Raw genomic sequence first — 25,632 nt, 5'->3', positions numbered from 1 at the left:
AAGCGTACAAATACAGAGTGCCAGAAATATTGGTATTATAAGGGGACCGAGAAAAGCTTGACACAAACTTGGTTTTCAAACCAGTTGTCAATTTTCCAGGTGTAATGTTATGATTAGTGTTGGACTAAAGTCTTTTTCGGCAGGCTAAAACATATAGGTTTGCTACCTTCCGAAATATTTCTATTATACACTATACAAGTACTATTGTTCATTAAAAACACCGAATCGTGTTAATGATAAATCGAGGAGCGGTTTAAAAAAATGGCAACTTTATTAAAGAAGATTTTTGGGGACGGGAATCAAAAACAATTAAAAAAAATACAAAAAACGGTAGATCAGATTGAAGCAATGGAACCCGATATGGAGAAACTGTCCGATGAGCAGCTTCAACAAAAAACGGAATCGTTCAAAAGCAGGCTGGAGGAAGGGGAAACCTTGGATGATATTTTGGTTGAAGCATATGCTGTTGTCCGTGAAGGATCAAAGCGTGTGCTGGGAATGCGGCCGTTTACAACCCAGCTGATGGGTGCAGTGGCATTGCACAACGGAAATATTGCTGAAATGAAAACAGGGGAAGGGAAAACCCTTGCTTCCACCATGCCTGCTTATTTAAATGCGTTGGAAGGCAGAGGCGTCCACATCATTACTGTCAACGACTATCTGGCAGACCGTGACGCAAGGGAAATGGGCGAACTGTATACGTTTCTTGGGCTGACCGTGGGCTTAAACGGGAATGGCTTAACAAAAGAAGAAAAAAGAAATGCGTACAACAGTGATATCACCTACGGTACGAACAATGAATTTGGCTTTGATTATTTAAGGGATAATATGGTGTTATACAAAGAGCAAATGGTGCAGCGGCCATTAAATTTTGCGATTATTGATGAGGTCGATTCCATTTTAATTGATGAAGCAAGAACACCATTAATTATTTCCGGCTCTGCGAAAAAATCCGCATCCCAATATCAGCAGGCGAACAGCTTTGTTGCTACCCTGAACAGGGAAGGGGATTATACGTATGATGAAAAGACGAAAGGCGTACAGCTCACCGAAGAAGGAATCAATAAAGCAGAACGTTACTTTAACATTGAAAATTTATTTGATTTAAACCATGTTTCTTTAACCCATCATATAAACCAGGCATTGAAAGCGCATGTTTCCATGCATCGTGATACAGACTATGTGGTGGAGGAAGGCGAAGTTGTCATTGTCGACCAGTTTACAGGCCGGCTTATGAAAGGACGCCGATACAGTGACGGACTTCACCAGGCAATTGAAGCAAAAGAAGGCCTGCAAATCCAAAATGAAAGTATGACACTGGCATCGATCACCTTTCAGAACTTCTTCCGGATGTACAATAAACTTTCCGGGATGACCGGTACTGCAAAAACAGAGGAAGAAGAGTTCCGTAATATATATAATATGGATGTTATTGCCATCCCCACAAATGAACCGATCATTCGTGAGGATCGAGCCGATCTAATATACAAAACGATGGAAGGAAAGTTTAAGGCAGTTGTAGCAGGAATTAAAGAACGGCATGAAGCGGGACAGCCTGTTCTTGTCGGCACCGTTGCCGTTGAAACATCTGAATTAATATCCCAGCTGCTAAAAAAAGCGGGGGTAAAACATGACGTGTTAAACGCCAAAAATCATTTCAGGGAAGCGGAAATTATAGAAAACGCCGGGCAAAAAGGCGCAGTTACGATTGCTACAAACATGGCCGGCCGCGGTACAGATATTAAATTAGGTGAAGGTGTAAAAGAACTTGGCGGTCTGGCTGTAGTTGGTACGGAACGCCATGAATCCCGCAGGATAGACAACCAGCTGCGCGGACGTTCAGGACGGCAGGGTGACCCTGGAACGACGCAGTTTTATCTGTCCATGGAAGATGAGCTGATGCGCAGGTTTGGCTCAGATAATCTGAAAGGCATGATGGAGCGTCTTGGCATGGATGATGACCAGCCAATTGAAAGCAAGATGGTCTCCCGTGCAGTGGAATCAGCACAGAAACGCGTGGAAGGGAATAACTTTGATGCCCGTAAAACAGTTCTTTCCTATGATGATGTATTAAGGGAACAGCGTGAAATTATTTATAAACAGCGCTTTGATGTTATTGAAGCTGATACGAACCTGAGAGAGATTATCGAAAATATGATTATTTCCACATTGGAACGTGTGGTAGCAACACATACCCAGGATGACGATGAAAATGAATGGGAATTAAATGCCGTTATTGATTACGTCCACGGGAACTTGTTGAATCAGGATGACATTTCCCTGAAAGATATTAAAGGGAAAGAACCGGAAGAAATAAATGAATTGATCATGGAAAAGGTACGCAAACGCCTGGATGAAAGGGAAGAAGAATTGTCCGAAGAGCAAATGCGCGAATTTGGAAAGGTTATTTTACTCCGTACTGTGGATACAAAATGGATGGATCATATTGACCAGATGGATCAGCTGCGTCAAGGTATTCATTTACGTGCGTACGGGCAAAATGACCCATTGCGCGAGTATCAAATGGAAGGCTTCTCCATGTTTGAATCTATGGTCGAAAGTATTGAAGAAGAAGTGGCCAGATATATCATGAAGGCAGAAATACGCGACAACCTGCAGCGCCAGGAAGTAGTTAAAAATACCCAGGCTGTTTCCGGCGGACAACAGGGAGAGAAGAAAAAGACACGTAAACCTTATGTAAAAACACAGAACGTTGGCCGCAATGATCCATGTCCATGTGGAAGCGGGAAAAAATATAAAAATTGTCATGGAAAATAACACTCCATTTTTATGGAGTGTTTTCCTTCCAAATAAACAATAGAGGTGAACAAAGATGGAAATGGCTGAAATAAAAAGTGAACTTGAGAAAATGACCAATCGAATAAATGAATTCAGGGGGTCTCTTTGACCTCGATAAGAAGAAAGAGAGAATCAAAGAGCTTGAGCTTGAAATGGCAGACCCTTCATTTTGGAATGATCAGGATACCGCACAAGCAGTAATAAGTGAAGCCAACGGATTAAAAGGCTATGTCAATAGCTTTCAGGATCTGGAAGAAAGAATCGAAAATGTTGAAGTTTCCTATGAACTGGTAAAAGAAGAAAATGATCAGGAATTATTTGATGACTTACAGTCGGAGATAACCGAACTAAAGAAAGGTATTAATGATTTTGAACTGCAAATGCTGCTGAGTGAACCATATGACGCAAATAATGCCATATTGGAATTGCATCCTGGAGCGGGAGGGACAGAGTCGCAGGATTGGGCAAGTATGCTGCTTCGCATGTATCAGCGCTGGGCGGAAGACAAGGATTTCAAAGTGGAAACGCTGGATTATCTCCCTGGTGATGAGGCAGGAGTGAAAAGTGTCACCCTGCTTATTAAAGGCCATAATGCCTACGGTAATTTAAAGGCGGAAAAAGGAATCCATCGGCTAGTGCGAATTTCCCCTTTCGATTCATCGGGACGCCGTCACACTTCATTTGTATCATGTGATGTAACACCGGAAATGACGGATGATGTGGACATTGAAATAAAATCCGAGGATATCAAGATCGATACGTATCGTGCAAGCGGTGCAGGCGGGCAGCATGTCAATACAACAGATTCGGCTGTGAGGATTACGCATTTGCCGACAAATGTAATTGTCACCTGTCAAAATGAACGTTCCCAGATAAAAAATCGTGATGCTGCTATGAAAATGCTCAAATCCAAATTATATCAGCTTGAGATTGAAAAACAGCAGGAGGAATTGGCGGAAATACGCGGGGAGCAGAAAGAAATCGGCTGGGGCAGTCAAATCCGTTCTTACGTATTCCACCCTTACTCTATGGTTAAAGATCACAGGACCAACAAGGAAATTGGGAATACCCAGGCAGTAATGGATGGGGAAATCGACCCGTTTATTGATGCCTATCTGCGTTCGCAAATGAATTAACAGTAACCGCAGTAACACTGCGGTTACTTTTATATTGAAAATACAAGAAATCAGATAGAGAATTACAATATTTGCCATTAACTTCTTTCCCGTCATGCAATAAAATCATAGGAGAAAATAATATGACTTATGTCACAAAACCTTGATATAACAGCAGTTCTAAACAACTTTCATGAATTTGACACAAATGGCCCAACACGTTGTTATGTCAATATTATTTCCCATTTCTACCATGTTTATTATATTAACGATGGGTTTTAAAAAATATCAAAACGGTTATAATAAGGTATGACGATATTAAATCATTGGTTAGGGGGATTTGTGCATGAAAAAGTGGTTATTAACAATTGTTTTTGGTTCCGCACTTGTACTGGGCGCTTGCGGCGGCGGTGACGACGGCGGTACGGAAGAGCCGGCTGATGATGGCGGCGATACGGATACTGAGGAATCTGCAGGCGATAACGGTGATGGCGGCGGTGCTGTTGATACCGCAGCAGCTGAAGAAGCTTACGAGCAAAGTTGTGCATCATGCCATGGTGCTGACTTGTCAGGCGGAGCAGGTCCTGATCTGCAAAATGTAGGTTCTAACTATTCTGCAGAAGAAATTGCTGACATCATTGAAAATGGTAAAGGTTCTATGCCAGCTGGATTGGCAACAGGTGAAGATAAGGATAATATTGCTGCTTGGTTGGCAGAAATGCAATAATGAACTGAATAGTGCAGAATGCAAAAACCTGATCTTTTATCTTACATAAGGATCAGGTTTTTTTTAATGTTATTTTTTCCTCATTTCCTTCTGTTATTTAACTCTCCTTGCAAAATTACCAAACCTTTATTTTTACAATAACTTTTCAGTTGTCATATGCTGCTGAATTGCCATGTATCAATGGAACGGCAGGCAGCCAATATAACAATTTATTTATAAAACAGCGCAAACATGACAGGAGATTTCAAAAAGCGTCTTTTTGAAACACAAATGTAATATAAATTTAGCCAAAATCCGACGGAAAAGATGTTATAATAAATGAGAATTATTCAGTAAGCAAATACAGACAGTCATTAAATAATTTTTGCAGATACATAGTAAAGAAGAACAGACAACCGAGAATTACAACATTAACTGTAAAGGTGATAGCTATATGATTTTGATGAAAGATATATATAAGACTTATGCCAATGGCGTTACCGCTTTAAATGGCATAAATATCAATATAGACCAAGGCGAGTTTGTCTATATAGTCGGTCCCAGCGGCGCAGGCAAATCCACATTCATAAAAATGATTTACAGAGAAGTCAAACCCTCTTCAGGCTCGATCATTATTAATAACAATGATTTAAGTGAGATGAAAGAAAGAAAGGTACCTTTTTTACGAAGAGATATAGGCGTGATATTTCAGGATTTTAAATTGCTGCCAAAACTGACAGTCTATGAAAATATTGCTTTTGCACTGGAGGTTATTGAAGAATCACCCCGAAACATTCGGACACGTGTAATGGAAGTGCTTGAACTTGTCGGATTAAAGAACAAGGCAAGATTTATGCCGGATGAGCTGTCGGGCGGGGAACAGCAAAGGGTAACCATTGCCAGAGCCATTGTTAATAATCCAAAAATAGTCATTGCAGACGAACCAACCGGTAACCTTGACCCTGAAACGTCCTGGGGAATTATGGAGGTTTTTGAAGAAATTAATTCAAGAGGCACCACAGTGATTATGGCAACACATAGCAAGGAAATTGTAAACACAATCAAGAGAAGAGTTATTGCAATTGAGGACGGTTTAATTGTAAGGGACGAGTACCGGGGTGATTACGGCTATGAAGTTTAGGACATTTACAAGACATTTACGTTCAGGTTTAAAAAATATCTTCCGGAATGGCTGGATGACTGTTGCCTCTATTGGTGCAGTAACGATGACGCTTATTTTAGTGGCTGTGTTCCTTGCAGTAATGCTGAATCTTAATGAAATGGCGGCCAACATTGAAGATGATGTAGAAATTAATGCGATGATCGACCCGACGTTTAATGAAGAGGATGACATTGTGGATTTAGGCGAGCAAATTGCCGAACTTAATGGGGTAGACAGTGTGACATTCTCATCCAGAGACGATGAATTGGAAAAACTGATCTTCAGTATGGGGGAAGAAGGAGAAGCCTGGCAGTTATATGAACAGGATAACCCGCTTAACCATGTCTATATTGTAAGAACCTTCGACCCGGAAGATACAGTGACAGTTGCAGCCGAAATTGAAACATTTGCAGGTGTTGAAGAAGTCAATTATGGCCAGGGGGTTGTCGAAAGATTATTCCAATTTAACACCTATGCCAGAACTGTTGGGCTGATTTTGATTTTAGGCCTGGTGTTTACGGCCATATTTTTGATATCCAATACGATCAAGATAACCATTATGGCGAGAAGCAAGGAAATAGGGATAATGAAATTGGTAGGTGCTACAAATGGTTTTATCAGATGGCCATTCTTTATTGAAGGCATGCTGCTTGGGGTATTGGGATCTATCATACCCATTACTCTCGTGCTGGCCGGTTACTACTATATAGATACCAACATCAGTGAACGGATTAATTACAGTTTTGTTGAGCTGTTGCCGTTTAATCCTTTTGCATGGCAGCTTTCCCTCATTATTCTTGTAATCGGTGCGTTTATTGGCGTATGGGGAAGTGTTATGAGCGTACGCAAGTTTTTAAAAGTTTAGTAGATATAGAATTCCAGTTGCTCGCAAAATATGGCGTGAGAATACCTCAGTTTTGAGTTACCTGTAAAAAGCTACAAGGACGGAGGCTGAAATATATCCTCCGTCCTTTACAACCACATCAAAACTCGAACCAAAACATCAGAGAGAAAATACGTTATTCAGGGAAAGGGGAACGCGAGTTGAAGAAAAGATGTATTCCAGTCATCCTTGCGGTAATTCTTGCAATTACGCTAGGTGCGTTTCAGACAAATTCGGTAAAAGCAGATTCGATTGACAGTTTAAAAGAAAAGATTAACGAGCTGGAAAATGAGAGACAGGAACTGGAGAACCAAAGAGGGAACATTGACAGCAACCGGAATGATACACAGGGAAAAATCGATGAAAATTTAAGTGAACAGAGTGACGTGGAAAAAGAGATTAACGAAATTGATCATGATCTTCAGGAAACAGCGAAAGACATAGAAGATAAAGAAAGTGAAATTACCGAAACAAATAATAGGTTGGATGAGCTTGCAGACAGAATAGAAGAACTTGCAGACAGAATAGAAGAATTAAACCATCAAATCACCGTTCTTGAGGAAAGAATTGAAAAGCGGGATAAGTTGCTGAAAGACCGGCTCCGTTCCATACAAAAAAGCGGCGGCAGCATGAATTACATAGAAGTTATCATGGGTGCGCAAAGCTTTGGCGACTTTATCAGCAGAGCTGCTGCAGTAAATACGATTATGGACCAGGATAAGTCAATTATGGAAGCACAGGCAAGAGACAAAGAAGAATTGCAGGCAAGCAAAGCAGAAGTGGAAGCGAGCAAAGAGGAAGTAGAAGCAAGCAAAGCAGAAGTGGAAGAGAGAAAACTGGCGCTGGAAGAACAAAAAGATGAGCTGGTTGCTTTAGTAGCTCAGCTTGATGAACAGATGGACGAAAAAGAATCACTCATGGCAGAGCTCCAGGAGGAGCATGAAGGCCTGGAAGAAGAGATGCTTACTTTGGAAGAAGAGCAGGAACTGATAGCTGCACAAGCTGCAGCAGTGGAAAAATCAAAGCAGCTTGCTGAATCTGAAAAAAGTAAGTTAGAACAGAAGGCAAAAGAAGAAGCTGAAAGAAAAGCGGCGGAAAAACGGGCGCAGGAAAATTCAAGCTCTGGAGGAGGCTCTTCACCTGGGAATTCCGGCAGCGGCAGTGACTTTATATGGCCAGCAGAAGGAAGAAAATCATCAGAATACGGCTGGAGGATACATCCGATTCACAATGAGCGTAGAATGCATAGCGGAATAGATATTGCAAATAGTTCAGGAACTGCTATAAAAGCATCTGCTTCCGGAGTAGTAAGTTTTGCTGGAACAATGGGTGGATATGGTAATACGGTTATGATTACCCATACAATCAACGGAAAAACGTTTTCTACACTGTATGCACATTTAAGCAGTATTTCTGTATCTAAAGGACAATCCGTAAGTCAAGGTCAAAGAATAGGTGGAATGGGGACAACCGGATCATCAACAGGTGTACATTTGCACTTTGAAATACACCCTGGAGGATATGGAAATGGTACTGCGAATCCACGGAATTACTTGCCATAAAAAATGATTCTAGTTAGAAAGAAGAAGGTATTTCCCTTAACAGGGTTAATGCCTTCTTCTTTTATAAGTTCATAAAATTTAAGCCAAAACCATAGTCATAAGTGGAAGATCGTGATATGCTTTTTATATTGTTAAAGTATTATTTGAGGTGAAAAAATGAAATTAACAAAAATGCATATAGTCATCATTATGGCTGCCGCCCTTGTATTGGGTTTTGTCGGTGCGTACGGCGGGGTGCTGATGGCACAGCCGGATAATGACAGCGGACAGCAAGAGGGGCAAATAGAGCTGCCTGCAGAACCGGCGGAGGAAGGGAATGATAAAGCGCCTCCTGAAGATGTCGGGAAAGTCACCCAGGCCTTTCAATTGATTAAGGAGAATTATCTGGAAGAGGTAGACGATCAGCAATTAATTGAGGGTGCAATTCAAGGTATGCTTACTACCCTTGAAGACCCATACAGCTCTTATATGGATGTAGAAATGATGGACGAATTTAATGAACAGATCGAATCCTCATTTGAGGGTATTGGTGCGGAGGTCAGCATGATCAATGGTGCCGTAACAATCGTGTCGCCGATAAAGGATTCTCCTGCCGAAAGGGCTGGACTGCGTCCTAATGATCAAGTGCTGACAGTCGATGATGAAAGCGTGGAAGGACTTGACTTAAATGAAGCTGTAGCAAAGATCCGCGGTGAAAAAGGCTCAGAAGTTACATTGGGTATTCTTCGGCCTGGATCTTCTGAACCCTTTGATGTAACGATTGTCCGAGATACGATTCCTGTGGAGACGGTGTATAGTGAAACGGAAAATATTGACGGTAAGCTGACTGGCATACTGGAAATCACTAACTTTTCCGAACAAACAGCAGAGGAATTTACAGAACAGCTGGAACAAATGGAAAATGAAGGAATGGAAGGCTTAATTATTGATGTGCGCGGAAATCCCGGCGGACTGCTGAATGTAGTGGAGGACATATTGAAACTATTTATACCAGCAGATGTCCCTTACCTGCAAATTGAAGACCAGAATGGAGATACCATGCCGTACTATTCTCAGCTGGACGAGGAAAAGGATTATCCGATCAGCGTCATCATAGATGAAGGCAGTGCTTCTGCATCAGAGATACTTGCAGTAGCGATGAAGGAAATGGGTCATGATGTGGTTGGGCAGCCGAGTTTTGGAAAAGGAACGGTCCAGCAGGCAGTGCCAATGGGGGATGGCAGTTCCATTAAACTAACCTTTTATAAATGGCTGTCGCCAAATGGAGAGTGGATCCATGAGACAGGGGTCGAGCCGACAATTGACGTAAAACAGCCGGATTATTACTACACCAATCCGGTGCAGATAGAGGAGCCCTTAACATATGACCAGGCGGACGAACGGATTGCAAGTGTACAATTAATGCTTGATGGTCTTGGATATGAACCGGGACGGACAGATGGTTATTTTGATGCTGCCACCATTGATGCAGTAACAGCCTTTCAGGAGGAACATGATCTCGAGTCAACCGGTGAGATTGATCAGGACACAGCCGGTCTGATAGAGGCAGAATTGGTCGAACATATCCGTAATGGCGAAGATGATCAGCAACTGGAAAAAGCATTACAGGAAATATATAAGTAAGGTATGTCCGCATGGTTTCCATGCGGATTTTCTTGCACGATACGTAATTTTTCCACCTGCCTGCCAGAAAAAATGGTATGATAAAGAAGGAAATGTTTCGACAAATATCGAATACATATACTAAGGTGCAGCTGAACGCAAGTCCATATGGCAGGACTTTTCGGCCTTTACACTATACGGACAGTACGGTTATGCAATTTTATATGCCTTCTTAAATAAACTTAACAGCGTTTCAGAAACGGGTGATGATGTGTTAGAAGCATGGTTATTGGAACTTGCAAAAGGAATAGGGAAATTTTTCCTGAATCCATTATTATATTGGGCTGTAATATTAGTCATTTGGACAGGCTGGCAGCGTATTAGAAAAGAAAGATATAATTTTGGCATAAAGGTATATGATGTTTTTTCAGAATGGCGATATACATGGAAGGCTTCCGTTTTATTTGGCCTTGGGCTGAGTCTGGTAACAGTCCGGGCAGGGATGGTATTTTCCTATGAGGTGCTTCTTTTGTTAAGTGCTGTAATCATTATTTTAAGTATTACCGGGAAGCTCACTTTTCTCTCTGCAAGCTATACGATAGGTATCACCTATCTCTTTCTTTTGATATTGCCGGCTTTATTGGAAGAGCAGACAACCTTGGGTACAGTTTTACTTACCAATATCAATTTAACCGCTTTAGTAATTCTTTTAGGGATATTTTTAATCATCGAAGGCATTATGTTAACGCGTACAAGGCGGGATGATACATACCCGGGGCTGGGACAGGGAAACAGGGGAGGCTGGATTGGCGTCCATCATGTGAAAAAGCTCGCTGTCATTCCTTTTTTTGTGCTCATCCCTGCTGGACTAATTGAACCTGCGGAATCTTTCTGGCCATATTTTTCCATTGGCGGTGAATCTTACGGGCTTCTGCTTTTTCCCTTTTTAATTGGCTACGATCACAAGGTGAGGGGAAATCTGCCATCATTGGCTGCAAAGAAGCTTGCAAAGCCGATGATTTATTTGGGAATCTTCGTGCTGGCTATTGCTATTGGGAGTATTTACATCCCCGTTTTGACACTTGCTGCAGTAATTGCGTCCATTTTTGGAAGAGAATTTATTAATTACCGGTTCCGGGTGAAAGAGAACGAAACACCCCCATTTTTCCGTGAATTGAATAATGGATGTAAGGTCCTTGCGGTGATTCCGGGAACACCTGCAGACCGGCTCGATATTCTTCCGGGAGAAACCGTGACCAAAGTAAACGGGTCAGACATATCAAGTATGGATGATTTTTATTATGCATTACAAAAAGGCGGTGCTTACTTTAAACTGGAGCTTCTTGATGATGCTTCGGAAAAAAGATTTGTACAAGGAGCTTTGTATGAAGGGGAGCATCATGAATTAGGGATTATTTTTACGGAGGAGCCGCATCAGAGCAATAAAAAGAAAAAAGCGGAGTAAAACACTCCAGATAGGCCCGGAACAGGAATATACTTCTCAATCTCAAGTCTGAAACACGCAAAGAAAATAAGCATGCTGTTGCCATGGACAATCGGCAATAGCATGTTTTTTTATATTTAAAATGTGAACAATTTATGGCATCACAGGATTTTTTTCAGATTTAATTTCCATGAAATGTTTATTTTATTTGCCTATTTTTCTAATAAACACGGTAATCACTAATATTACAAGGGAAATAGGCAGATTGGAAAACGCGATTATGACGGGTTTCGGCAAGTTAACCCTATATTCAGCTTATAAACCATGGAAACCAAAATAAAGTATAAGTGAATATTTTGTGACTCAGCTCACTTTTCCTTCCTTTTATATTACGTATTATAAGGTAGAAACAACTACTGGGGAGGTTTTAATGTGATACAGACAGTTGCATGGATTACGAGTCTCATATTTATGTCTTTTGTTGTGATTGTATTCGGTATTGTAGCACTTAAATCAAAGGAAAAGCGGGATTATGAGCCAATTAAAAAGAAATGGTATAAAGCACGGACGTTTTACGGCAGTGTACTCGTCATTTTCATGCTGGCTGTTACGATTTATACGCTGCGCGATCTGCCTTACAATCAGCCAGTCTACGGTGAAGGCAGTGAGCCCACGGTTGTAGATGTCGAGGCATTCCAGTTTGGCTGGAATATTAGTGAAACGGAATTTTCGGCAGGAGAGCCAATTGAATTTAAAGTAACAGCTGCCGATGTTACCCATGGTTTCGGCATATACGATGAAGATATGAATCTTATTGCTCAAACCCAGGCCATGCCGGAGTATACGAACACGGTTTATATTACATTTGATGAACCGGGTACATACGAAATTCTATGTATGGAATATTGCGGCCTGGCTCATCATCTCATGATTGAAGAAATTGTAGTGAAATAATAAGTAAAGGGAGGGTGTAAAATGGAATTAACTGCAAAGTCGAGAAATAGTTTAGTTGCTATGTATTTATCTGTCGGAGGATTGATCATTTTAGCCATGATGATATTTGGTATTCTCATGCTCATGGCTCAAGGCGGGATGCTGGATCTCAGTCCAGCTGCATTTTATCAATTTCTGACCATTCACGGGACGGGAATGGTTGGCGCAGCAGCTTTTGCTGCAGCTGGAGTAATGTGGTATTTCCTTAGTAAAGAAGTAAAGTTATCGAAAAAGATTTTCAAACTTAATGCAGTCTTATTTCTTGTTGGGGTAGTTATGGTAATTATTGGCGTGTTTTCCTTTGAATACGCAAGTGCGTGGACATTCCTATATCCGCTTCCGGCAATATCGGCAAACGCATGGGGGATAACGGGAGCTTTATTATATCTATTTGGAATGCTCATATTGGGGATTGGGTTTCTTCTATTATATATCGATACTGGCAGGGCCATTATTAAAAAACAGGGCAGTCTGGCAAAAGGATTGGGCTGGGACGTGATTTCAGGGAAAAAGGAGGAAAAAGATGCTCCCACCCCAACCATTGTAGCAAGCACCATGGTAACTATTGTCAACATTACTGCATTAACTGCAGGAGCTATTGTGCTGATCATGAATATTATTAATGTAATCAACCCGGCATTTACATTCGATCCATTATTGGCAAAAAACCTGACATTCGCATTCGGGCATATCTTTGCAAACTCGATTATTTATATGGCCGTTATTGCAGTCTATGAAATATTATCAAAGTATACGAAGAGACCATGGAAGGCAAATAAACCATTTTTAATTGCCTGGAACATGTCTACCGTATTCACGTTGCTGATATATACGCATCACATGCTGATGGACTCTGTGATGCCTACATGGATGCTGATTATGGGTCAGGTGTTATCCTATGCGAACGGATTGCCGGTACTTATCATCACTGCATACGGTGCATTGATGATTGTATACAAATCAGGAATAAAATGGGACATGGCTTCAGGATTAATATATATTTCCATGTTTGGCTGGGTTGTCGGGGTTGTGCCTGCGATCATTGATGCAACCATTGTAGTAAACCAAGTCATGCATAATACAAAATGGGTGCCGGGACACTTCCACCTGTATATGGCACTCGGGGCTTGTGCCATGCTGTTTGGATTTATGTATTATCTGGCAAAAGAGGACAGTGCCATCCGTACAAATGCTTTTGATAAATTTGGGTTGTTTGGTTATACAATAGCTATTTTAGCACTGGGGGGTTCTTTCCTGGTATCAGGTGCTTTAAGTACACCGAGAAGATGGGCAACACATTTTCCCGACTGGATGGCGCCGGCTAATTTTGGTGCAGTAGCAGGTGCGCTTGCAGCGATAGCATTAACGATCTATATTATACACTTTGTCCGTTATATGATGATGCGTAATAAACAGGATAAAGATGTTGAGAAAATTTCTGCCTGAATTTTAGTTGAAAATCTGGAAGCATTTATTTAATGAAAGAATGATATTCTTAGCGCAAATTATTGGGGAGGAATGAGTGATGAAACAATTTATTGCAGGGATAATTTTATATGTCATTTTGCTTATTCCTCCCGTACTTACTTTCATGGAATCTATAATGGTTACCCACATGCTTCTGCAAATACCGCTGCTCATTCTTGCAGGCTGGCTGATGGGAAAAGCGGTTATTGCAAAATATAATTCTTTTTTTGAAAAATGGAATGCAAATGGTGTTCCTGGCATAACCCTTGTTTTTATTGTAACCATGTACTGGATGCTGCCGAGAGCTATGGATGAAGCATTGCTGTTTTGGCCGATGGAGATATTTAAGCTGGTCGGACTGCCTCTATTAGTAGGCATACCTTTGCGGGACAGCTGGCATAAGTTAAAAGGGGTGGGGCAAAGCTTTATCTATTTAAACTATCTCCCCATGTTTGGCCTGATGGCCTGGCTTTATATTGATACACCTATTCAAATTTGCAACAGCTATCTGGAATCAGAGCAGCGGACACTTGGCTGGGCTTTATTTATCATTACGGCTGCCATGGTTTTATATATTATCCAACATGTTTTTACGGATCATTCGGAAAAGGATGCATAGCAGCTACTCTCTTATAGTGGCCGGAAGTATAGAATTTACTTGCTGTCAGCAGACTTCCGGTATCAGCCTCAAAATTTTTCCTCTTTTTTTTCTATTTCCAACATTTCTTTGGTTTCTATGTGAGTAAATCACATACATACAAACTGCATAACCATTAGTTTTGCACTATTATCATAGTATTTAACGTACTTATGTCAGACATACATTGTTCAAAAACGCACATGTTTAGTGTGATCTGGCTCACATGGGAGAGAGCGATTTAAAAATATACTGGAATCAAAGATAAGATAAATCATTCAATCACGCACATCACCAAACATTAGAGAATCCAAAGCTGATTGATTGATAAATTCATTCCTTATCAATATAAAAACCAATTAGGAGGGGTTATTAATGAAAAAGGCAGTTGGTTTAAGCTTAAGTGCAATAATAGCTTTAGGATTGTTTGCTGGATGTGGAACTGAAATAACGGAAAGTGAAAGTGCAGATCAGAATGATGATCAGCAAGTGACGGCCTCGGCAGCGGATGGGGAAAATCGCAGCTACAGCTATGATGTGGATCCTGCTGATTATGAACCAATTGAACCACATAAGGATTTAAACCAGGAACCGACACCGGTAAAAATGGAACGGGTCGGGGAAAATGAAGTAAATATTGAAATGACAGCACAGGTTACAGATATTGAAATCGCACCCGGTCTTACGTATAACACATGGAACTTTAACGGGGAAGCACCGGGACCGTTATTGGTTGTTCAGGAAGGTGACTGGATAAACTTTACGCTTCATAACTTGGATCCTGCCATCCCGCACAGTATGGATTTTCATGCCGTCCATACAGATCCGGTTACAGGATATGCTGATGTAGAACCGGATGAAACTGGCACATTCCGCTTCCAGGCAAGTAACCCTGGAGTGTTCATGTACCACTGCGCAACAGACCCTGTATTATCCCATATTGCTAACGGGATGCACGGAACAATTATCGTAATGCCGGAAGATGGATACCCGACGGATGATGAAGTAGATCGCGAGTTTGTTATCGTTCAAAACGAATGGTATAAGTACAATGACCTGGAAAATATGATGAACATGCCTCCGCGTCAAGTAGTATTCTCAACAAAGACAGTGGATTATATGGAAGACGGTGAGGTGGATGGATACACATTTGATGGGACAAACACAAATGGTACAGTACAAGCTTTAACAGAAAATGATGAAGAAACAGTACTTTATGCAAAGCCTGGTGAAAAAGTCAGATTCTATATTAATAATGTTGGTCCGAATGAAGTAAGCTCATTCCACGTAATCGGTTCTATACTGGATGATGTATATATCGACGGAAACCCTGAAAACCATATGAAAGGGCTGCAAACCGTGGGATTGCCGGCTTCAGGCGGAGCAGTAGTTGAATTTGAACTGAAAGAAGAAGGATCATATTCCTTTGTTACGCATCAATTCGACCATGTGTCCAAAGGGGCAGTCGGCACCATTGTAGTTAACGAATCAGGCGGACCTGAAGGTGGATCCATGATGAGCCACTAAGTTAAATAACTGACTCAACGAACCCCTTCTTGTAGAGATATAAGAAGGGGTTAAATATGGGGTGAGAAGATGTACAAGAGAATCGGGTTCATAACCTGTGTTATCTTTTTCATTTTGCTGAATCCGGGTTTTGCAAACGCAGAGGAAATTAGTGTTACGGATGAAGAAACATTAACTGCCGCTCTGAAAGAAGCACAGGACGGAGATGTTATTATCCTCGAAGCAGGGGAATATCAAGGGAATTTCACGATTGAAGCTTCCATCGAACTTATCGGTGAAGAAGGAGCTCATATCAAGGGGCTTGACACAGGGTACCCTGTTTTGATTGAAGCGGATGATGTGGTCATTGATAATCTGCATGTGGAAGGCGGGGGAACAGATGCTGCAGGAATTTTCTCCCGCGGCGATCGCAATGAAATTAAAAATAATAAAATTAGCAATGTTTTTCATGGTGTGCTGGTAAGAGAAGGCTACGCAAATGTTATTACAGGAAACAACATTTCAAGCTGGGATGAATTAAAAGGAAGCAAACGTTATGGATATGGTATTTATGTCATTGAGGGAGACAGCGCAGTAATTGCAGGCAATCAAACCTATGATACACAGGACGGAGCTTGGGTTTCGCATTCCACCTTAGCACAAATCACCAATAACCGTTTTATTAATGCAAGGTATGGCGTGCATACGATGTATGCTTCGGATGTAGCCATCACCCATAACGAAGTAAGAGGAAGCTACAATGGCGGAATGATTATGCAAAGCGAAAATATTACGATCAAAAATAATTATTTTCATTTAAATACGATTTCTGACGGGTCAGGCATTTTTGGGTATGACCTGTTTGATTCCTCCATCTCGGACAATATTATTAAAGGGAATTCCAAAGGGATCATGCTGAGCTATGCGCAGGGGAATAGAATCCATAATAATGAAATTACCGAAAACGTCAGAGGGCTGGAGTTAGGTGAAGGGGCAACAAATAATTGGATCTATTTAAATAATTTTAAGAAAAACACGCAGCAGGTAATTACCGTTCCGGAAAATGAAAATGATTTTAATGTGGATGAAATTGGAAATTATTGGGATGATCAGCAAATTGTCGATTTGCAGGATGACGGAACAAATGACTTTGCTTATAAAAGCGGGGATGTTTTCTACCAAATGATCGAAAGAGACCCATTTTTGCAGGTGTTTTTTGAAAGCCCGACCATTCGTTTATGGAACACGATCGAGCAATACACGCATCTTCCTTCTGATACACATGTAATTGATGAATATTCACTTACTGAACCAGTGGAAGTTGTACAGCAAATTGAGGTCTATACCCCGCAGGAAGAGCAAATGGCCTTCATGAATCCTGTGGGGTTGGCACTATTATTTGTTTTGGTAATTGGCATCAGTTTTATAACCATATATTTATCGAGGAGGAAAACAACATGAAAAAGGCTGCAGCTGCAATAATTGCAATGGTTATGATTGGTTTATTGACTGCATGTGGAGGAACTTCATATGAGCCGGTGGACATCAGCCAGGATACAGATCAATGCTACACATGCCATATGGGAATTGAGGATTTGGATTCGGCGAGTCAAACTATTTTAACAGATGGCACACCGCGTATATTCGATGATATCGGATGTATGCTGGTGTATTTACAGGATAATGATGACGAGGTGGAAGTTTCCTATGTAAGAGATCATCATTCAGGGGATTGGATAGATATGGCGGATGCATATTTTATCCATGATGAAAGCATTCAAACACCAATGAGCTATGGGTTTATTGCCTTCAGCTCGGAACAGGAAGCAGAGGATTACTTGTCGGAAAGTGACCAGGGTGAAATGTTATCCAGTCAGGAAATTACAAGTATTGATGAGGAATCACTGGAAACTTGGTATAAAGGGCATCAGGAAGGACATGATCATGGGGAACATGATGATCATGCAGATGAAGACGAACATGACGATATGGATTAAGGCATAGTTCAGTCAATCCTATGACTGAGGAGGTTGTTCGATGAAAAAATCAATGTTCCATTCCATGCTTAAGTTGGAGATACGGGTTTTATTACGGAGCAAATGGTTATTAAGCTTATTAGTCCTTTTTATCGGACTGGCATTTTTACTATATTTTTATGGTATTGAATCAGCAAAAAGTACAGCTGTACCTGTGGAAAATGAGAAAGGTACAGCAGCCGGAGTTGAATTTTCGGTTGGAGAGCTGGATCCGGCATATTTTGGACTGGAAGAGGTGGAGGACACTTCAGCTGTATATGATGCAGATGGAAATCTGACCCAGGAAACGCTCACTAATGCGTATAGCCGATCCATCGCTATGCTGATTAATCTTTCCTTGTGGATTGTGCCAATCATTTGTTTAATTCTTGGCACAAATTCTCTGGTGGCTGACAAGGAGGAAGGAAGATTCTCTTTATACCGTACCTATCAAATGTCCAATGGGCATTATTTAATCAGTAAATATGTATCACTTTGTCTGACTTTAATGATTTCATTGAGTGTCTCTTATGGAATCTTCGGCTTGGTCCTCTACTTTATCGGAGCCCTGCAGGATGCAGCCATGTTCGGTGTGTTCCTGACACTTAATCTTCTCATTATTATCGTGTTTTCCGGGTTGGCGATGTTGATTGGATCATATGCTGTGACACGGATGCAAGGTTTGTCGCTGGCGTTATTCGCCTGGAGTTTTCTGGTATTTGTATATGAGTTCATCATCTTTTCAATCATTGATTTCATTCCCCATGGACAGAAATTAACAACCTTGTTTGCGCTTATTCTGGCCAATCCTGTTGAGTCTATCCGGGTATGGACAATCAATCAATTAGGAGCCAATTATATTTTTGGACCTCAATATTTAATCTTAAATGAGTGGGGAGCAAATGGTACGTTAAATATTTATTTCTTCATCTCGATCATACTCATCATTCTTATTTCATTGGGTTTATCTGTGATGATTATCAGAAAGAGGGTGGCATAATTGGAGAGGGATATAACGCTGGAAATAAAAGGGGTCACAAAAACATATGGAAAAAAAACTGTCCTCCATCCGACCAATCTAGAAATTAAAACCGGAAAATGTGTCGCGGTGTGCGGCGGAAATGGTGCCGGGAAGAGTACACTCATAAAAATAATCACGGGAATTGAGAAAGCAACCACCGGCTCAATTCAATTTCATACAAAGGATAAAAAGCAATTTTCCTATATGCCGGACCATATGAATTTTCACTCCGAATTAACCCCTGTTGAGGTGCTGGACTACTATGCCTCTTTCATTGGCGCGAAAAAGGAAAAGATTCAGGAGGTTCTGGAGAAGGTTGGGCTATGGGATAAACGAAATAATAAGGTTGGCTCTTTCTCGAAAGGAATGACCCAGCGGGTGAACCTGGCTCAGGCGTTACTCGCTGATGTTGATTTATATATCCTTGATGAACCAACAAATGGCCTCGATCCATTTTGGGTGATCCAGTTCAAGCAAATACTGCAGGAATTAATCAATAAAGGAAAAACGGTCGTGCTGTCCAGTCATATTATGCGGGATGTGGTGGAAATCTGTGATGAGATTGTCATTCTGTTTGAAGGCAAGGTAAAGAGTGCCGGGACGCTGGAAGAAATTTATTCGGAGACAGGGTGCACTTCTCTGGAAGAAGTATTTCTGTCAATGGTGGAAAGTAAAGCAAGTTAAATATGATTAATGAGGTGCTGGTAAAAAGTCTAATTCCTGATTGGAATTAGACTTTTCATATTCTGGAGTAGAGAATATGGGATTTGAGAAAAAGGAGAAGACGATCGTTAGTTGATAAATCGGGGTTATGAGGCAGCCGAAAGCGGAAGAAAATGCTTTGTTTGTGGACTCAAGAGGAGATAGTTTAACGAAAGGTGAAGAAAACTGTTCGTTAACTCATGGAGGCAATGATTCAGCGAAAGCGGAAGAAAACCGTTCTTTCGCTAACTCATCGAGGCAATGATTCAACGAAAAATGAAGAAAACCGTTCGTTCGTTAACTCATGGAGGTAATGATTCAACGAAAGGTGAAGAAAACCGTTCATTCGTTAACTCATGGAGGCAATGATTCAACGAAAATGGAAGAAAACTGTTCGTTTGTTAACTCATGGAGGTTATGATTCAACGAAAGATGAAGAAAACCGTTCATTCGCTAACTCATGGAGGCAATGATTCAGCGAAAGTGGAAGAAAACCGTTCATTCGCTAACTCATGGAGGCAATGATTCAGCGAAAGTGGAAGGAAACTGTTCGTTCGTTAACTCATGGAGGCAATGATTCAACGAAAGCGGAAGAAAACCGTTCGTTCGTTAACTCATGGAGGCAATGATTCAACGAAAGCGGAAGAAAACTGTTCGTTCGTTAACTCATGGAGGTTATGAGACAACGAATATAGAAGAAAAAACGTCATTCCTTAACAGAGCAAGACTTATGAGTTAACAAATGCGGCAAAAACCCATTCTCCCCTGGCAAATCACTCAAATATATAATAAAGCTTTTGTGAATCCAAAAAATACCTACAATATTTCCCGGTACTTAAAACAAACTAATAATAACTTGTAAAGATGGAAATTCCAAGTCAGAGTACTACAGAGGGATGCGCTGAAACTTCCTGCATGTTTGATATTTTATTACAACCGGGAAAGGAAATAACGATGAAAAGCTATCTATTAGGAGTTTGGAATCTTATTGACCCTATTTATTACAATTGCAGCAGACTTCACTATATACCGGATTCTGAGCAGCAGAACACACTGCTGCGGGTCAGGCTTACAAGGTATAAAGGTGCTAAAGTCACCCTAAGTGATGGAACAGTCATTCATAAAAATGATATATTGCTGAAAATACATTTGCATAATGTGAAAATGATCAACGAGCTAAATATGATTAATAGTGATCTTAAACGGGCTGTTTATATATACCACACGATAAAAAAAGCTTTGCCAAGACTGGCCGCATATCTCCAACAGCATCCCCGGTACAGGGAGATAAAAGCAATTATAGGTATTACAAGCCTATATAAAGGAGCAGAGCGACTGGGCTTTGAGATAGTATCTATTAAAAATAACTACTATCAGATGTATAAAAAAATAACGTTTTTGCCAATCAATCTGGTGGCTGGCAACAAACGTCAGGTGGATCCGGTATATTTATTTATGTCAAAAAGTAAATTGAACGTAAAATATAATTCAGGGATGCATAGTTAAGCATGCTTTTGGAGCGAAACCTCTTTCACCTTACTGTTCACTGTTATATCATGAAAGGTGATTTCCGGCCGGCTGCCGACACGAATGTTAAATCCGGTTTGCCCTAATCCTTCACTAATATAAAATGGGGAGCTGTTATGCATATGCAGTCCTTTAATAATATTTTTTCTGGCCAGTTCTCCCATCTTTACAAGGTGATATGCCTTTGGATAGCAAATTTGACCGCCATGAAAATGTCCGGCCAATAAATAATCAAACCGGTAATCTTTCATTTTCAGTACTACCGTCGGATCATGGGTTAATACAATGTTCATTCCCGGAACTGTCTGTCTGTATGCTGAAGGAAGATCACTCCTGTTTGTACTGAAGTCATCAACACCTATAATGTTAACCATCCTGTTATTGACCTTAATTGTTATGCTTTCATTTTGCAGAACGTGAATATCATAGTCTATAAGCAGATTTTTGAGTTTTAAAAAATCATTGCCCTTCAGCACATAGTCGTGGTTGCCGAATACCGCATAAATTCCGTACGCAGGCTTCATGTCCTGAAGCATCTGCAGGTATGGAACCAATTTGGGAATGGTTCGTTTTCGGTCAAGAAAATCACCGGTTAACGCAATGATATCCGGGTTTTCGTGTTTTATCTTATCAGCTAATTCTCCCGGGCTGACCGATATATTTTCCAAATGAAGGTCTGACAAGTGAAGAATGGATAATGTAGGGTTTCCCGAATTTTCGTTTTCATTTATTTGAATCTTATTGATTTGTATATCTTTTGTATTTTTATAGGCACGGTAAATAAGAAAAGCCAGAATGCTAATAATACCAATGATGATATAAATCATTATTTCGCCTCCCGATTACATTATAACACCTGTGTTGAAGCTGTTTCACTGGTAATTGAAGGCAGACGCGGAGATGAAAAAGATGGAAATAGGCAAAAGAAATGAAGCACTTTTTATGCCGTTTATGCAAATTCCAACCGGTCACCACCATGTAGCGGATGCATTAATGGAAGACCTGAAACAGGTAAATGACAGCGTAGGAAGTACAAAAGTTGATATTTTGTCGTACAGTTACGGGAAAATAGAACAGATGATATCTTCCGTGTATCTAAACAGCATAAAGCATATTCCGGATTTTTATGATAAATTGTACCGGGGACTTGCCGCCGGAAAGCGAAAAAGGCAAATACGGCATTACCATTATGAATGGCTTTTTATGCCTTTCTTTAAAAATATAATAAACCAGCACGATCCTGATGTTCTTTTTTTTACACATTGTTTGCCTTCCAATATGGCGGACGTATTAAAAAGCAAAGGTTTGCTGGATGCTGTCACGGTTAATGTATACACCGATTATTTTGTCAATAATGTATGGGGCCTGGAGTCAGTGGATTACCATTTTGCACCTTCTATTCAGGTAAAGCGGTACTTAATGGAAGCAGGGGTGGAAGAGGAAAGGATTCTTATTACTGGAATTCCAGTACATAGAGCTTTTCGGAATAGTGAAGAAATCATCGGAAGAAATGATAAAAAGACGGTCCTTGTGACTGGTGGCAGCTTGGGAACCGGGCAGCTGGAAAAAATCATGCCGGAAAACCCGGGAGATTTGGATTTCGTTGTTCTATGCGGTACAAACCAGACTTTATATGAGCGGTTGAGGAAAAGGCAGCATCCGCAAATCAAACCAATTCCATATATCCGGTCCAAATACGAGATGAATCGATTATATGATGTTTCGGATGCAGTGATTGCAAAAGCAGGCGGGGTAACAATCAGCGAAAGCCTGATGAAACGAAAGCCATTATTTATCAGCAGTGCACTTCCCGGACCTGAGAAAGTCAATGTACAGCAATTGCAGGAAATGGGGCTTCTGCTTGAAGCAGACGAAACAGATATAACCGGACAGCTAAGTGTCTTTTTGTCCGGTTCAAACGAGAAAAAGAGATATGAAGAAAAGCTGGAGGCATATCATAAATATCTGGAAATAAAGCCAATGCATGTGCTGCTGAAGAGATTATTACAATGGTGAAAGAGATCTCCCTTGAGTCAATTAAGTGTGTCGAAGTATTTAAAAGTGATACTTGACCATCGGCATAAGTTATAATTCACAATAGTGGTTAGAAAAAACCGGGCGAGGTTTGTCCGGCTTTCTTAAAGTTAAATACTAGACAGCCGGATGTCCTCTAAATCTTTTTTAGCTTTAGTCAAATATTCTTCCTTTTCCTTAATGGAAAAGATAGATATGGCAATTTTCATGTTTTCCTCTGCCAACTTATATTTGCCTGTTCTCTGAAATGATTTTGCAAGCATGTGATAGGTTCTCCCTTTCAGATAAAATAGAGAATTGTTCTTTAGATAAGTGAGTAGTCCTTTGCCTAGCTGGATGACTTGAGAGTAATCTTCATTGTAATAATAACGGGACGCTAGATTATAACAAATTCGAGCGTATAGCGTTTCGTCGTCTAGGTATGGAAAGTTTCTGACTGTCTGAAATGCTTGTTGAAAGTAGGTGAGGGCTTCATTATCTTTTTTTAATGAAACACAAATGAGACCTAGCACATTTATCACTGAGATGGCCGTTTCTGACTCAATACGTTTCGGAAGAGCATTCAATAGTAATTCTTTCGCTAGTAATGGTTTGTTATTTTTATTATGCAAGAGTATTGCTTCATGCCAGTTAATGAATAGCCAATGATCATTATTTTCAACAACTTTTTCTACTAGGTTCCGCAGGTTTTTAATTTCCATCTTCAGACTAATATAGTCTTTATGGTAAACATGCTTTCGGCATTTTTGTTTTATATGCATGATGGATTGTTTCTGTTCTACGGTTTCATTGTCGAACAATACGGAGAGCGGAATTCCGAGTTTTTTACATAGTCCATCAAGAATGAAAATACTTGGAAGTGTTTTCCCTCCTTCTATTCGATACAATGTAGATTCATTACAAATGCCATCTACCAGTCTTCTACGGGAGATTCCCCGCTTTTCCCGATACTGCCGTAGCTTTTGCCCAATTATTTCCATAATAACATCTCCCTTTAATATCTATGCAAAATTGCATATATAAAAAGTTCAATAAGGTTGCTATAATTTATATTAATAAGACTATTTTATCAAATAAATATAGAAATGGGGGTTAAACATGAAAAAAATATTACAATTTTTCTTAATTGTAGTGATTTCTTCCAATTTTTATCTTTATTCAAATGCTCAAGATCATAATGAAGGAGAACAGCAACTTAATGCAATGACTATAATAAACTCCCCGGAAGATGATCTGATTGAGGGGGAATATTAGTAAATTTGAAAAATAAATTGAAAATGAAGAGGATTATCATTGTTCTTTTACCTATTATTTTTCAATGCTTCTCTTTTGGTGTTTTTCGCAATTGAGAATTGGGATTTTAAAAAAATATGCTCCTTGTAAAAAGTTTAGATAAGATCGCCTTTGATATTTTTCATGTTTGACTAGCAATGACTATTTGTAATGGTTATCCGGAAATATTTGTATAACAAAGTCTAAGTATGAGTTTTCAACAAATGATATAAATAGCGTTAGGGTTTAATATTATCTGTTGCAATTAGTGAGATTCTTAACTAATTTTAACTTCAGATTTAAATATTTTGTTTGGGAAGATGCGTTTCTATAGAAATTACAGTACGTAATAAAAATGGTGGTGAATATATCGAAAGTTACTTTATTAGTAATAGCAATGTTCATAGGTTTTATACTCCCTATGAAAAAATGACTATGGATATACATTGAGTAAACTTGTATGATATTTACTTACAATCCAAGCAAAGTGAGAGTTTACATATGATCTTCATGATACTAACAACTATTACTGTGAAATAACCAATATTGGTAATGACAATACTCATTAAACATATTCCTTCCATAAGGCAGCCCTGTACCGAAACCTGTAAATGGTAGGAGGAAAGTAGTAACCAAACTAAAAAATGGTATATTTGGGTAGGTATAACTAATTAGATTCAAAGTAATGTAAAAGTACACACTTAGATCAATGCATTTTGTTAGACTCAATAATTAAGATAAGTTTCAACTAAGATAAACACCAAAATATTAAGGGAGGGAAGCTAATAGATGGATGGATAGTTGAATAGAGCCTAGTATTTAACTCCTAACTAAATTTTACTTAAGTCTAAAATACAAGGAGGTGTTTATATGAAAAAGAAAACTATTGCATTTGTGTTAGCAACAATGGTAGCAATAGGAGCTGTAATGCCAATTGCTGCCTCTGCCGCATCAACATGGAATTATGGATATAACAAATCAACTATGCAAGACTATAACGAATACCTTCATAACAGTTTCAGACATTATGTAACTATCACAAAAAGTGGTACAACATGGTATTCTGGAGTCGCACAACCTAGATACTGGGCAAAATTATATGTAGATTATACAAGTCCATACAGAGTTAGTTACAATAAGTTTGATCTTTAATGTAGGTTAACTGATATACTCAGTTCAGAAGAA

The 25,632-nt window shown here is 39.9% G+C and carries 23 protein-coding genes; 21 read left to right on the top strand and 2 right to left on the bottom strand.

What is annotated here, in order from left to right:
- The first annotated feature begins 261 nt into the window (after positions 1 to 261).
- From secA to GHD25_RS10630, 18 genes are all read left to right on the top strand, one after another.
- Positions 262 to 2,778, top strand: coding sequence for a preprotein translocase subunit SecA (secA, locus tag GHD25_RS10715; RefSeq protein ID WP_164216653.1), 2,517 nt, complete (start codon positions 262 to 264; stop codon positions 2,776 to 2,778).
- Positions 2,779 to 2,833: 55 nt separating this feature from the next.
- Positions 2,834 to 3,935, top strand: a protein-coding gene (gene prfB / locus GHD25_RS10710; RefSeq protein ID WP_164216651.1) for a peptide chain release factor 2 whose coding sequence is annotated in 2 segments (ribosomal slippage) — positions 2,834 to 2,905 and positions 2,907 to 3,935 — 1,101 coding nt in all. Because the reading frame shifts where the segments join, the coding sequence is not laid out codon by codon here.
- A 325-nt stretch (positions 3,936 to 4,260) separates the two neighbouring features.
- The gene (gene cccB, locus GHD25_RS10705) at positions 4,261 to 4,641 is read left to right on the top strand and encodes a cytochrome c551 (protein WP_164216649.1); all 381 of its coding nucleotides are present in this window, start codon (positions 4,261 to 4,263) and stop codon (positions 4,639 to 4,641) included.
- A 433-nt stretch (positions 4,642 to 5,074) separates the two neighbouring features.
- Positions 5,075 to 5,761, top strand: coding sequence for a cell division ATP-binding protein FtsE (ftsE, locus tag GHD25_RS10700; protein ID WP_164216647.1), 687 nt, complete (start codon positions 5,075 to 5,077; stop codon positions 5,759 to 5,761).
- On the top strand, positions 5,751 to 6,647 hold the full coding sequence (gene ftsX, locus GHD25_RS10695) for a permease-like cell division protein FtsX (protein WP_164216645.1): 897 nt from the start codon (positions 5,751 to 5,753) through the stop codon (positions 6,645 to 6,647). Before ftsE ends, ftsX begins: the two co-directional genes overlap by 11 nt.
- Before the next feature lie 179 nt (positions 6,648 to 6,826).
- Positions 6,827 to 8,227, top strand: a complete 1,401-nt coding sequence (locus GHD25_RS20170; RefSeq protein ID WP_164216643.1) for a murein hydrolase activator EnvC family protein — start codon at positions 6,827 to 6,829, stop codon at positions 8,225 to 8,227.
- A 156-nt stretch (positions 8,228 to 8,383) separates the two neighbouring features.
- Positions 8,384 to 9,850, top strand: a complete 1,467-nt coding sequence (locus GHD25_RS10685; RefSeq protein ID WP_164216641.1) for a S41 family peptidase — start codon at positions 8,384 to 8,386, stop codon at positions 9,848 to 9,850.
- Positions 9,851 to 10,100: 250 nt separating this feature from the next.
- A complete protein-coding gene (locus tag GHD25_RS10680; protein ID WP_164216639.1) occupies positions 10,101 to 11,294 on the top strand; it encodes a PDZ domain-containing protein in 1,194 nt (397 codons plus the stop codon).
- 411 nt (positions 11,295 to 11,705) lie between these two features.
- The gene (locus GHD25_RS10675; RefSeq protein WP_164216637.1) at positions 11,706 to 12,227 is read left to right on the top strand and encodes a cupredoxin domain-containing protein; all 522 of its coding nucleotides are present in this window, start codon (positions 11,706 to 11,708) and stop codon (positions 12,225 to 12,227) included.
- A 21-nt stretch (positions 12,228 to 12,248) separates the two neighbouring features.
- The gene (locus GHD25_RS10670; RefSeq protein WP_164216635.1) at positions 12,249 to 13,712 is read left to right on the top strand and encodes a cbb3-type cytochrome c oxidase subunit I; all 1,464 of its coding nucleotides are present in this window, start codon (positions 12,249 to 12,251) and stop codon (positions 13,710 to 13,712) included.
- A 79-nt stretch (positions 13,713 to 13,791) separates the two neighbouring features.
- Positions 13,792 to 14,352 (top strand): hypothetical protein, encoded by a 561-nt coding sequence (locus tag GHD25_RS10665; RefSeq protein ID WP_164216633.1) that lies wholly within the window; start codon positions 13,792 to 13,794, stop codon positions 14,350 to 14,352.
- A gap of 393 nt (positions 14,353 to 14,745) precedes the next feature.
- On the top strand, positions 14,746 to 15,897 hold the full coding sequence (locus tag GHD25_RS10660; RefSeq protein ID WP_164216631.1) for a multicopper oxidase domain-containing protein: 1,152 nt from the start codon (positions 14,746 to 14,748) through the stop codon (positions 15,895 to 15,897).
- 69 nt (positions 15,898 to 15,966) lie between these two features.
- A complete protein-coding gene (locus GHD25_RS10655; protein ID WP_164216629.1) occupies positions 15,967 to 17,337 on the top strand; it encodes a right-handed parallel beta-helix repeat-containing protein in 1,371 nt (456 codons plus the stop codon).
- Positions 17,334 to 17,873, top strand: coding sequence for a nitrous oxide reductase accessory protein NosL (locus tag GHD25_RS10650; RefSeq protein ID WP_164216627.1), 540 nt, complete (start codon positions 17,334 to 17,336; stop codon positions 17,871 to 17,873). The genes GHD25_RS10655 and GHD25_RS10650 overlap by 4 nt, the downstream gene beginning before the upstream one ends.
- A 40-nt stretch (positions 17,874 to 17,913) precedes the next feature.
- The gene (locus GHD25_RS10645) at positions 17,914 to 18,891 is read left to right on the top strand and encodes an ABC transporter permease (protein WP_164216625.1); all 978 of its coding nucleotides are present in this window, start codon (positions 17,914 to 17,916) and stop codon (positions 18,889 to 18,891) included.
- The gene (locus GHD25_RS10640; RefSeq protein WP_240452305.1) at positions 18,892 to 19,596 is read left to right on the top strand and encodes an ABC transporter ATP-binding protein; all 705 of its coding nucleotides are present in this window, start codon (positions 18,892 to 18,894) and stop codon (positions 19,594 to 19,596) included.
- A 127-nt stretch (positions 19,597 to 19,723) separates the two neighbouring features.
- Complete coding sequence (locus tag GHD25_RS10635; RefSeq protein WP_164216623.1) at positions 19,724 to 19,879, top strand: hypothetical protein; 156 nt, start codon at positions 19,724 to 19,726, stop codon at positions 19,877 to 19,879.
- Positions 19,880 to 20,529: 650 nt separating this feature from the next.
- Positions 20,530 to 21,120 carry a YkoP family protein gene (locus GHD25_RS10630; RefSeq protein WP_240452304.1) on the top strand — a complete coding sequence of 197 codons (591 nt, stop codon included), beginning with the start codon at positions 20,530 to 20,532 and terminating at the stop codon, positions 21,118 to 21,120.
- On the opposite strand, the gene GHD25_RS10625 is transcribed toward GHD25_RS10630, so the two are convergent.
- A complete protein-coding gene (locus GHD25_RS10625; protein ID WP_164216621.1) occupies positions 21,117 to 21,968 on the bottom strand; it encodes a metallophosphoesterase in 852 nt (283 codons plus the stop codon). The genes GHD25_RS10630 and GHD25_RS10625 overlap by 4 nt on opposite strands.
- An 82-nt stretch (positions 21,969 to 22,050) precedes the next feature.
- Between GHD25_RS10625 and GHD25_RS10620 the strand changes: the two genes are divergently transcribed.
- Positions 22,051 to 23,157 carry an MGDG synthase family glycosyltransferase gene (locus tag GHD25_RS10620; protein ID WP_164216620.1) on the top strand — a complete coding sequence of 369 codons (1,107 nt, stop codon included), beginning with the start codon at positions 22,051 to 22,053 and terminating at the stop codon, positions 23,155 to 23,157.
- Positions 23,158 to 23,285: 128 nt separating this feature from the next.
- Here GHD25_RS10620 and GHD25_RS10615 read toward each other — a convergent pair whose 3' ends face one another.
- Positions 23,286 to 24,155 carry a helix-turn-helix domain-containing protein gene (locus GHD25_RS10615; protein WP_164216618.1) on the bottom strand — a complete coding sequence of 290 codons (870 nt, stop codon included), beginning with the start codon at positions 24,153 to 24,155 and terminating at the stop codon, positions 23,286 to 23,288.
- A 118-nt stretch (positions 24,156 to 24,273) separates the two neighbouring features.
- Here GHD25_RS10615 and GHD25_RS10610 point away from each other — a divergent pair, with 118 nt between their 5' ends.
- Complete coding sequence (locus tag GHD25_RS10610) at positions 24,274 to 24,429, top strand: hypothetical protein (RefSeq protein ID WP_164216616.1); 156 nt, start codon at positions 24,274 to 24,276, stop codon at positions 24,427 to 24,429.
- 888 nt (positions 24,430 to 25,317) lie between these two features.
- The gene (locus GHD25_RS10605; protein WP_164216614.1) at positions 25,318 to 25,599 is read left to right on the top strand and encodes a hypothetical protein; all 282 of its coding nucleotides are present in this window, start codon (positions 25,318 to 25,320) and stop codon (positions 25,597 to 25,599) included.
- Positions 25,600 to 25,632: the final 33 nt, after the last annotated feature.

Source organism: Virgibacillus aidingensis, assembly GCF_010994035.1.
GTDB lineage: Bacteria > Bacillota > Bacilli > Bacillales > Amphibacillaceae > Virgibacillus_N.
The sequence above is the reverse complement of the archived record's forward strand: the minus strand, read 5'-3'. Positions and strand labels throughout refer to the sequence as shown.